An 8,967-nucleotide genomic window follows, 5' to 3' on the forward strand; every position below is an offset into this window, starting at 1 on the left:
ACCCCCTCACTGCCCGTGCTGGGCGTACGCGGCTTCGACGGCCTCCTTGTGTGGCCGCCACCAGTCCTCGTGCTCCCGGTACCAGTCGATGGTGGCGGCCAGGCCGTCCTCGAACCGGGTGAACCGCGGTGCCCACCCCAGCTCTTGCCGCAGCCGCGTGGAGTCGATCGCGTACCGCAGGTCGTGCCCAGGTCGGTCGGTCACCAGCTCGTAGTCACCCTCGTCCCGGCCGCACTGCCGGAGCACCGCCTGCACCACGTCCTTGTTGGTGCGCTCCCCGTCGGCGCCGATCAGGTACGTCTGTCCCAGCTGCCCCTGCGTGAGGATCCTCCACACGGCGGCCGAGTGGTCCTCGGCGTGGATCCAGTCGCGCACGTTCTCCCCGGTGCCGTACAGCCGCGGCCGCGTGCCGGAGAGAACGTTGGTGATCTGCCGGGGGATGAACTTCTCGATGTGCTGCCAGGGTCCGTAGTTGTTCGAGCAGTTGCTGATCGTCGCCTGCACGTCGAAGGACCGCACCCAGGCGCGCACCAGGTGGTCGGCCCCGGCCTTGCTGGCCGAGTACGGGGAGGAGGGGCGATAGGGGGAGGACTCGGTGAACCGCTCCGGGGAGTCCAGGGCCAGGTCGCCGTACACCTCGTCGGTCGAGACATGGTGCAACCGGACCCCGTGCCGGCGCACTGCCTCCAGGACGACGAAGGTGCCCACGATGTTGGTCTCCACGAACGGCGCCGGGTCCCGCAGGCTGTTGTCGTTGTGGGACTCCGCCGCGAAGTGCACCACCGCCCCCTCCGGGCCCAGCTCAGCCACGAGCTGGTCCACCAGGGCAGCGTCAGCCACATCACCGACCACCAGCTCGACGCGGCCGGACGGCAGTCCCTCCAGCGCCGCCGGCGAGGCCGCATACGTCAGCTTGTCCAGCACGGTCACCCGCGCGTCGGTGTCCTCGACCAGGTAGTGCACGAAGTTCGCACCGATGAAACCGGCACCACCCGTGACCAAGAGGCGTCGCATGGCCGGCATCGTATGCGACGGCCGCTGTGAGGTGGGCCACTGGGTGAGTGACAGCAGCGGAACTGACTGAGGCGGCGCTCCTGGTCCAACGCTCACGTGACGAAGGCCCGCCGGGGCGAACCCCGGCGGGCCTTCGTAGTGCTGTCAGCGCACGCGGCGCAACCGGCTGCGGCGCCTCAGGCAGCCACCACCTGGACGGTGACCGTGGCGGAGACGTCCTCGTGCAGGCGCACGTGAGCGGTGTGCTCACCGGTGCTGCGGATCGGGCTGGGGACCTCGATCCGGCGACGGTCCACCTGCGGGCCACCGGCCTCGGCGATCGCCTGGGCGATCTCGGCAGGGGTGACCGCGCCGAACAGCCGGCCCGAGGAGCCGGCCCGTGCGGTCACGATCACGGTGCTGCCCTCGATGGCGGACTTGGCTGCCTGCGCCTCCTCGGCGGTGCGCAGCTCGCGCTTGGCGCGCGCGGCGGTGATCGCGTCGACCTGCTTCTGCCCGCCCTTGGTCCACGGCGTGGCCAGCTTGCGGGGCAGCAGGTAGTTGCGGGCGTAACCGTCCTTGACGTCCGCGACGTCTCCGGCGGCGCCGAGGCCGGACACCGGCTGGGTCAGGATGACCTTCATCTCGTCTCTCCTCTCGCGGGTCCGGCTCAGCGAGCCGAGCTGGAGTAGGGCAGCAGCGCCATCTCGCGGGCGTTCTTCACCGCGGTCGCGATGCGGCGCTGCTCCTGCACGGTCACGCCGGTGACGCGACGGGCACGGATCTTGCCCCGGTCGGAGATGAACTTGCGCAGCAGCGCGGTGTCCTTGTAGTCGATCGACTCGACCTTCGCCGCCTTCAGCGGGTTGGCCTTCTTCTTGGGCTTGCGCACAACGGGCTTGGCCATCGTGGTGCTCTCCTCTCGAGAGCCCGAGCGTGCCTGTGCAGCCGCTCGGGATGGTGGTTGTTCAGGTGTGGTGGAGCAGGTACTCGATCAGAACGGGGGCTCGTCGTAGGACGGACCGCCACCCCAGCCGCCGGCCTGGCCGCCCTGCTGGCCGCCGGAGGCCCACGGGTCGGCGTCGGGTTGGCGGGCGCCCTGCTGGCCGCCGAAGCCGCCCTGACCCGCCTGCTGCGGGGCCGGCTGGCCGCCCTGCTGCTGGCCGCCGCCGAAGCCACCGCCGCCGCCGCGCTGGGCCTTGGTGACCTTGGCGGTGGCGTAGCGCAGCGAGGGGCCGACCTCGTCGGCCTGCATCTCGACCACGGAGCGACGCTCCCCCTCCGGGTTCTCCCAGGAACGCTGCACCAACCGGCCGGAGACGACCACGCGGGTGCCCTTGGTCAGGGACTCGGCGACGTTCTCGGCCGCGTCACGCCAGATCGAGCAGCGCATGAACAGGGTCTCCCCGTCCTTCCACTCGTTGGTCTGCCGGTCGAAGGTGCGGGGCGTGGAGGCGACGGTGAAGTTGGCCACCGCCGCGCCCGAGGGGGTGAAGCGGAGCTCGGGGTCTGCGGTCAGGTTTCCGACGATGGTGATCGGGGTCTCGCCAGCCATGGGGGTCCTCCCTGGGTCGGGGCCGGATCAGGCGCCGAGGCGCATGAGCTTGGTGCGCAGCACGGTCTCGTTGAGGCCGAGCTGCCGGTCGAGCTCCTGGGCGGTGGCGGTCTCCGCGGTCATGGTGACCACGGCGTAGATCCCCTCGGACTTCTTGTTGATGTCATAGGCCAGCCGACGACGCCCCCAGATGTCCAGGTTGTCGATGCGGCCGCCCTCATTCCCGACGACGGCGAGCATCTTCTCCAGCTGCGGCTGGAGGGTGCGCTCGTCGACCTCGGGGTCGAGGATCATCATCAGCTCGTACTGACGCATGCGGTAACCCACCTCCTTCGGTCTCAGCGGTCACGGTCTCTCCGTGACAGGAGGGTTGCATCGCCCACCGTGAGCCCGCGGCCCCAGCCTGCCACGCCCCACCCATCCGGGTCCGGGAGCGTCCACAGCCGGGACGCGCCCGCAAGGACGGGCGCCGGACGCACGGTGAACCCGACCACGATACCGGCGGCATCCGCTCCTCTCCTAATCGGCGGCGAGCGTCCGCTCGGGTCCGCGGGCAGGGTCCTGGCACGGGACCGTGGCACCATCTGGCTGGTGAGCACTGCACACACCCTCTCCACGCCATGCGGGCCGGTGTCGTACTCGGTCTCCGGGCCGACCGAGGCCGGCGGCACCGAGGTCGGTCCCGGACGCGACCTGGTCCTCGTCCACGGCTGGTGCTGCGACTCCTCGACGATGGCCCCGGTCCGAGAGCGGCTGGTGCGCCGGCACCGGGTGCTGTCGATCGACCTGCGGGGCCACGGGGCGAGCCTGGAGTGGGACGACGACGGCGCGGCGGGGGCCGGCTGGGGCCGCCGCCTCGACCAGGACCAGGTGCTGCCCGCCGGGCTCTCCGCGGTCACCATCGACCACTACGCCGCCGACCTTCGGCAGGCCTGCCACGACGCCGGCCTGCGCGCTCCGGTCGTCATCGGTCACAGCATGGGGGCGCTGGTGGCGGTAGCGGCCGCGGCCGGACCGCGCGCCGGGCACAGTCCGGGTGGCCTCGTGCTGCTCGACCCGGCGCCGCTGACGAGCGCGCGTGCGGCGGGCTTCTGGCTGCGGGCGGCCGAGCAGAGCGCGCGGGACCTCGACGGCCGCTGGCGGCGGAGCTTCGCCGAGGGGATGTTCCCCGAGCACGGCGCCGCGGGCCGCTACCGGGACCATGCCAGGGTGGTGGACCTGATGGCGGGGACGCCTGCCGCCGTCGCCGCCGGGGCGGCCCGCGCGATGGCGCGGTTCGACGGCCTCGGGGGGCTCCGTCAGCTGTCGGTGCCGGTGCTGCGCATCGACGCGGAGGAGCCCGAGGCGGTCCTCGACGAGATCCCGCAGCACGTGTCGTGGACCGATGGGCGGGTGGTCGGCGCCGGCCACTTCGCCCAGCTCGAGGTGCCCGAGCAGGTCGAGGCCATGGTCGCCCGGTGGTTGACGGTGACGGGGCTGCAGGGATACTGACCAGGCGGCCCGCAGCGGCGTGCCCGTCCCCTCTGCCACCGTCCACCCCAGACCGGGAGGTTCGTCGTGAAGATCGCTGTCGTCGGCACCGGCTACGTCGGCCTGTCCAACGCCGTGGTGCTGGCCCAGCACCACGAGGTGGTCGCGCTCGACATCGACCGGGCCAAGGTGGACCTGATCAACGCCCGGACGTCACCGATCATCGACCCCGAGCTGCAGCATCTCCTGACCACCGCCGATCTGGACCTCACCGCGACGCTGGACGCGGAGAAGGCCTACCGCGGTGCCGAGTACGTGGTGGTCGCCACTCCCACCGACTACGACCCCAAGACCAACTACTTCAACACCGCCAGCGTGGAGAGCGTCATCGCGGCCGTGCACGAGATCGAGCCGGACGCGACCGTGGTCATCAAGTCGACCGTGCCGGTGGGGTTCACGGCCCGGATGCGGGCGGCACATCCCGGAACCCGCGTCATCTTCTCCCCGGAGTTCCTCCGGGAGGGCCGCGCGCTGCACGACAACCTCCACCCCTCCCGCATCATCGTCGGCGACGACTCCGAGCACGGCCGCCAGTTCGCCGAGCTGCTCCGTGAAGGTGCCGAGCGGAAGGACGTCCCCGTGCTGATCACCGGCCCCACCGAGGCGGAGGCCATCAAGCTGTTCGCCAACACCTACCTGGCGCTGCGGGTGGCCTACTTCAACGAGCTGGACACCTACGCCGCCACCCACGGGCTGGACTCCAAGCAGATCATCGAGGGCGTCGGGCTGGACCCGCGGATCGGGTCCCACTACAACAACCCCTCCTTCGGGTACGGCGGCTACTGCCTGCCCAAGGACACCCGCCAGCTGCTGGCCAACTACCAGGAGGTGCCGCAGAACCTCATCCACGCGGTGGTCGAGGCCAACACCACCCGCAAGGACTTCATCGCCGCGGACGTGCTGCGCCGCCAGCCCCGCACCGTGGGCATCTACCGGCTGATCATGAAGGAAGGGTCGGACAACTTCCGCTCCTCCAGCATCCAGGGGATCATGAAGCGCATCAAGGCCAAGGGCGTGGACGTCATCGTCTACGAGCCCACCCTCGAGTCGCGCGAGTTCTACCGGTCCGAGGTGGTGCGGGACCTGGCCGAGTTCAAGCGCCGTGCGGACGTGATCGTCGCCAACCGCCGCGCCGAGGCGCTGCAGGACGTGGCTGACAAGGTCTACACGCGCGACCTGTACGGGCGGGACTGACCCGCCCGTCGGCACCTCCACTCACCGGCAGGGCACGGCGCCCAGCCGCGCCAGCCCCTCCCGGTCGCCGGGACCGTAACCGAGCCGGTGGCCTCCCGCGTGGTGCATCAGCTCACCGGGGTCATCGACGTGCCCGAGCCCCACCAGGTGCCCGAACTCGTGGTCCATGACCGCCTGCCGCCCGCGTCCGCCCGCGGTCCCGGGCACGTCGGTGTCCAGCACGACGATGCCGGTCACGTAGTGGCGCAGGCCGGGCTGCACCTCGACGGCGGTGCTGCCGCCCAGCCCGGCCACGTCCCCGGCCAGCTCCGCCACCTCGTCCTCGTCGGCCCACATGACCAGCACGGGGTCACCCGGCCCGCGGCGCTCGTGCTCGCGGTCGTCGGTGGTGCCCGTCAGCCGCAGGTCGATCCCACTGGCCTGCCGGGTGCGCTCCACCGCCGCGGCCACCATCTCCTCGTGACCCTCCCAGGCGCCGGAGGGGTTGACCACGACCTCCACGCTCCGGCAGGGGTCATAGCCCACTGGCGCCTCCGATCCGGGCTGCGTCGCCAGGAAGGCGTAGGACCCCTGCCCGGTGACGACCTCGGGGACAGCCAACCGGTCGGTGACGACCCCGACCGTCTCCCGCCACGAGTGCGGGAGCAGCGTCGGATGCAGCACGACGGCGGCCGCCAGCACCAGCACGATCACCAGCGCAGGCAGCACACTGGTCCGCCGCCGGGTCGGGGGCGGCGGCAGCGGGGCACCGAGACCGTGCTGGGCGTCCCACTGGTCCAGCTCCACCAACCGGCGGGCCAGCTGACGGGCTCGGCGCCGTCGCCGGTAGCCGGAGAACACCATCACGCGGTGTCTGCTCGGTGCGCCGGTCTAGTCCAGGACGACGAGCACGTCGCCGTCCTGCACGACATCCCCCGGCGAGACCCGCACGTCGGTGACCGTCCCGCCGGCCTCCGCGAGGATCGGGATCTCCATCTTCATGGACTCCAGCAGGACCAGCTCTTCGCCCGGGTCGACCCGCTGGCCCACCGTGACATGCACCTGAGCGACGTTGGCCACCAGCTCCGAGGCGATCTGCTGCGTCATGGCCAGTCATCTTGTCACGACCGTGAACGTCCGTCAGTCGCCGCCGGCGGCCGTGCGGCGCTGCACCGACCCGGGTCGGTGGGGCACAGTGGGCAGCATGCCTGACGTCGTGGTGGTGGGATCGGGACCGAACGGACTGGCTGCCGCCGTGCTGTGTGCCCGGTCCGGTCTCGACGTGCTCGTCCTCGAGGGCCAGGACTCCGCAGGCGGCGGTGCCCGCACCCTCCCGCTGGTGACCGACGAGATCGGCCCCGAGGCCGGCCTGCTGCGCGACGTGTGCGCCGCCGTGCCCGCAGCGGGCGTCTCCTCCCCTTTCTTCCGCGAGTTCGATCTCGCCGCCCGCGGCGTGCGGTTGCTCACTCCCGAGGTCTCCTACGCCCATCCGCTGCCCGGTGGCCGCGCCGCGCTCGCCTGGCGTGACCTGGAGCGGACCGCCGAGGGGCTGGGCGCGGACGGTCAGCGGTGGCGCCAGCTGCTGGGTCCGCTGGCGGTCGACGGCGCCGCGCTGGCCGACGTGGCGCTGTCGGACAAGCGCAGCCTCCCGACCGATCCCACGGACCGGGCGTGGTGGCCGTCACCGCGCCACGCCCGGGCCGGGCTGGCGCTGGGAGTCGCCACCGCGGCGCTGGCACACCCGGTTATGGACCGGCTGTGGCGGACGCCGGAGGCACCGGCCCTGCTCACCGGCGTCGCGGCCCACACCATCCTCCCGCTGCCCTCGGCCGGTGCGGCCGGCGCGTCCGCCTACCTCGCCGGGGTCGCCCACGCCGATGGCTGGCCACTCGTCGCCGGCGGGATCGGTGAGGTCACCCGGGCCATGGTCGAGGATCTGCGCGCCCACGGTGGGCGCCTGGAGACCGACCGGCCCGTGTCCTCCAGGGCGGACCTCCCGCCTGCCCGTGCCTACCTGATGGACACCCATGCCCACGTCCTCGCCGACATGCTCCGTGACCCGTGGCGCAGCAGGCTCCGACGGCTGCCCCCCGGCGGGGCGGTGTGCAAGGTGGACCTCGTACTCTCCGGCCCCGTCCCGTGGGCGGACCCGGAGGTAGGACGAGCCGGCACGGTGCACGTCGGCGGCCACGTCGACGAGCTGCGCGCCGCCGAGACGACGACCGCGGACGGGCACCACGCAGCGCGGCCGACCATGCTGGTCAGCGAGCCCGCCCGCCACGACCCCGGCCGACTCGGCGCCGGCGGCCTGCACCCGGTGTGGGCCTACGCCCACGTGCCCTGGGACTCCGGCAGGGACATCACCGGCGAGGCGCTGCGGCAGCTGGAGCGGTTCGCCCCAGGCGTGTCGGACCTGGTGGTCGGCGCCCGCGCTCTCCCCGCCGCCGCGCTGTCCGCGCACAACGCCGCCTACCCGGGTGGGGACATCTCCGGTGGCTCGACGCGGCTGTGGTCGATGGTGGCGCGGCCGGGCGCCCAGTGGGACCCCTACCGCGTGGCCCACGGCGTCTACCTCTGCTCGGCCTCCACGCCACCGGGTCCTGGGGTCCACGGCATGTCGGGCTGGCACGCGGCTCGCCGGCTTCTGGGACGAGAGTTCGGCATCGGTTCCCTCCCGTCGCTACGCCCGGATGCCTAGACCGGGCGAGCTCCGGCGGCGACCTCATCGAGCGCCGCGACGAACCGCGGGGCGACATGGGCCCAGTCGTACTCGGCGGCGGCGACCCGGTGCCCGCGCTGCCCGGTCTCGCGGGCGGTCGCCGGGTCGGCGTCCCACGCCAGCAGCTGCGCGAGCACCCGCTCGACGTCGCCGAACGGTACGACGACCCCGGCCCTGTGCTCCTCGAGCAGTGCCCGCGGTACCGGGAGGGGCGTGCTGACGGCCGGGATGCCGTGAGCCAGGTACTCGATCACCTTGGTGGGCATGGAGGGGCGGAAGTTGGCCTCGTCGTGCAGCAGCGACAGCCCGGCCAGGGCGCCGTCCAGCATGGGCAGCGCCTGGTCGCTGGGGACGAACCCGTGCCAGCGGACGGTGCCCTCCCGGTGCGCCCGAGCCAGCACCTCCTCGGCCTGGCCGTGGGCGGGTCCGACCACGTGGACCTGCACGCGGCCAGCGGTGATGTCTCGCAGTCTGGCGCCGAGCTCGGTCATCTCGACCGCGCCGCGCTCCATCGTGACCGAGCCCAGGTACACGGCACGCTGCGTGCCGTCCGGTCCCGGGGTCGCCGCCGGCACCGGCTGCTCGAGGACGCGGGTGGTGTTGGGCACGACGGGGTGGGCCCCCCGGAACCGGGCGGAGTACTCGTGGTCGGCGAGCAGCAGCGGCATCCGGCTCTCGGCCCAGCGCTCCAGGCGTCGCAGCGCCCAGGCAGCAGGCTTCCGTAGGGTGTTCGGCAGCCACGGCCGCACGGCCACCGCCGCGGCGGTGTCCTCGTGCACGTCCCACACCGTGCGGGAGACGTCGGCGCCGGCGGTCGCCAGGAGCAGCTCGGGGTCGTGCAGCAGCACCACGTCATGGGCGGAGCTCTGCTCCGTGAGCAGGGTCCGCGCGGCTCGCAGCGCCCGCAGTCGGTCCCGGCCGGTGGCGCGGGGCACCTCGACTGGCAGCAGGCCACGGATGCCGACGGGGCGGGTGAGGCCGTAGTCCGCGAACGGTG

General features: G+C 72.6%; 11 protein-coding genes. 3 read left to right on the forward strand and 8 right to left on the reverse strand.

What is annotated here, in order from left to right:
* Window positions 1-6: 6 nt before the first annotated feature.
* From rfbB to rpsF, 5 genes are all read right to left on the reverse strand, one after another.
* Window positions 7-1,014, reverse strand: coding sequence for a dTDP-glucose 4,6-dehydratase (gene rfbB, locus GFJ45_RS07330; RefSeq protein WP_153395690.1), 1,008 nt, complete (start codon window positions 1,012-1,014; stop codon window positions 7-9).
* Window positions 1,015-1,190: 176 nt separating this feature from the next.
* Complete coding sequence (gene rplI, locus GFJ45_RS07335) at window positions 1,191-1,637, reverse strand: 50S ribosomal protein L9 (protein ID WP_153395692.1); 447 nt, start codon at window positions 1,635-1,637, stop codon at window positions 1,191-1,193.
* A gap of 26 nt (window positions 1,638-1,663) precedes the next feature.
* Complete coding sequence (gene rpsR / locus GFJ45_RS07340; RefSeq protein WP_153395694.1) at window positions 1,664-1,900, reverse strand: 30S ribosomal protein S18; 237 nt, start codon at window positions 1,898-1,900, stop codon at window positions 1,664-1,666.
* Between the two features lie 87 nt (window positions 1,901-1,987).
* Entirely contained in the window at window positions 1,988-2,548 is a 561-nt protein-coding gene (locus GFJ45_RS07345; protein WP_153395696.1) for a single-stranded DNA-binding protein, read from the reverse strand.
* Between the two features lie 27 nt (window positions 2,549-2,575).
* Window positions 2,576-2,863 (reverse strand): 30S ribosomal protein S6, encoded by a 288-nt coding sequence (gene rpsF / locus GFJ45_RS07350; protein WP_153395698.1) that lies wholly within the window; start codon window positions 2,861-2,863, stop codon window positions 2,576-2,578.
* A gap of 276 nt (window positions 2,864-3,139) precedes the next feature.
* Between rpsF and GFJ45_RS07355 the strand changes: the two genes are divergently transcribed.
* Both GFJ45_RS07355 and GFJ45_RS07360 read left to right on the forward strand, forming a co-directional pair.
* Complete coding sequence (locus GFJ45_RS07355) at window positions 3,140-4,039, forward strand: alpha/beta fold hydrolase (RefSeq protein WP_153395700.1); 900 nt, start codon at window positions 3,140-3,142, stop codon at window positions 4,037-4,039.
* 66 nt (window positions 4,040-4,105) lie between these two features.
* Window positions 4,106-5,272 (forward strand): nucleotide sugar dehydrogenase, encoded by a 1,167-nt coding sequence (locus tag GFJ45_RS07360; RefSeq protein ID WP_153395702.1) that lies wholly within the window; start codon window positions 4,106-4,108, stop codon window positions 5,270-5,272.
* A 21-nt stretch (window positions 5,273-5,293) separates the two neighbouring features.
* Here the strand turns inward: GFJ45_RS07360 and GFJ45_RS07365 are convergent, their stop codons facing one another.
* Together GFJ45_RS07365 and GFJ45_RS07370 are read right to left on the reverse strand one after the other, a co-directional pair.
* Entirely contained in the window at window positions 5,294-6,118 is an 825-nt protein-coding gene (locus GFJ45_RS07365) for a hypothetical protein (RefSeq protein WP_153395704.1), read from the reverse strand.
* A gap of 24 nt (window positions 6,119-6,142) precedes the next feature.
* Complete coding sequence (locus GFJ45_RS07370) at window positions 6,143-6,358, reverse strand: biotin/lipoyl-binding carrier protein (RefSeq protein ID WP_153395706.1); 216 nt, start codon at window positions 6,356-6,358, stop codon at window positions 6,143-6,145.
* 97 nt (window positions 6,359-6,455) lie between these two features.
* Here GFJ45_RS07370 and GFJ45_RS07375 point away from each other — a divergent pair, with 97 nt between their 5' ends.
* The gene (locus GFJ45_RS07375; protein ID WP_153395708.1) at window positions 6,456-7,949 is read left to right on the forward strand and encodes a phytoene desaturase family protein; all 1,494 of its coding nucleotides are present in this window, start codon (window positions 6,456-6,458) and stop codon (window positions 7,947-7,949) included.
* On the opposite strand, the gene GFJ45_RS07380 is transcribed toward GFJ45_RS07375, so the two are convergent.
* A partial coding sequence (locus tag GFJ45_RS07380; RefSeq protein WP_153395710.1) for a glycosyltransferase family protein occupies window positions 7,946-8,967 on the reverse strand: 1,022 nt, incomplete at its 5' end. The two genes, GFJ45_RS07375 and GFJ45_RS07380, sit on opposite strands and share 4 nt — an antisense overlap.

Source organism: Ornithinicoccus halotolerans, assembly GCF_009602535.1.
GTDB classification, from domain to species: Bacteria; Actinomycetota; Actinomycetes; order Actinomycetales; family Dermatophilaceae; genus Ornithinicoccus; species Ornithinicoccus halotolerans.

Coding starts and splice junctions, on each gene's coding strand:
- rpsR (WP_153395694.1), bottom strand. CDS start 1,900: ATGGCCAAGCCCGTTGTGCGCAAGCCCAAGAAGAAGGCCAACCCGCTG.
- GFJ45_RS07370 (WP_153395706.1), bottom strand. CDS start 6,358: ATGACGCAGCAGATCGCCTCGGAGCTGGTGGCCAACGTCGCTCAGGTG.
- GFJ45_RS07345 (WP_153395696.1), bottom strand. CDS start 2,548: ATGGCTGGCGAGACCCCGATCACCATCGTCGGAAACCTGACCGCAGAC.
- GFJ45_RS07375 (WP_153395708.1), top strand. CDS start 6,456: ATGCCTGACGTCGTGGTGGTGGGATCGGGACCGAACGGACTGGCTGCC.
- rpsF (WP_153395698.1), bottom strand. CDS start 2,863: ATGCGTCAGTACGAGCTGATGATGATCCTCGACCCCGAGGTCGACGAG.
- rplI (WP_153395692.1), bottom strand. CDS start 1,637: ATGAAGGTCATCCTGACCCAGCCGGTGTCCGGCCTCGGCGCCGCCGGA.
- rfbB (WP_153395690.1), bottom strand. CDS start 1,014: ATGCGACGCCTCTTGGTCACGGGTGGTGCCGGTTTCATCGGTGCGAAC.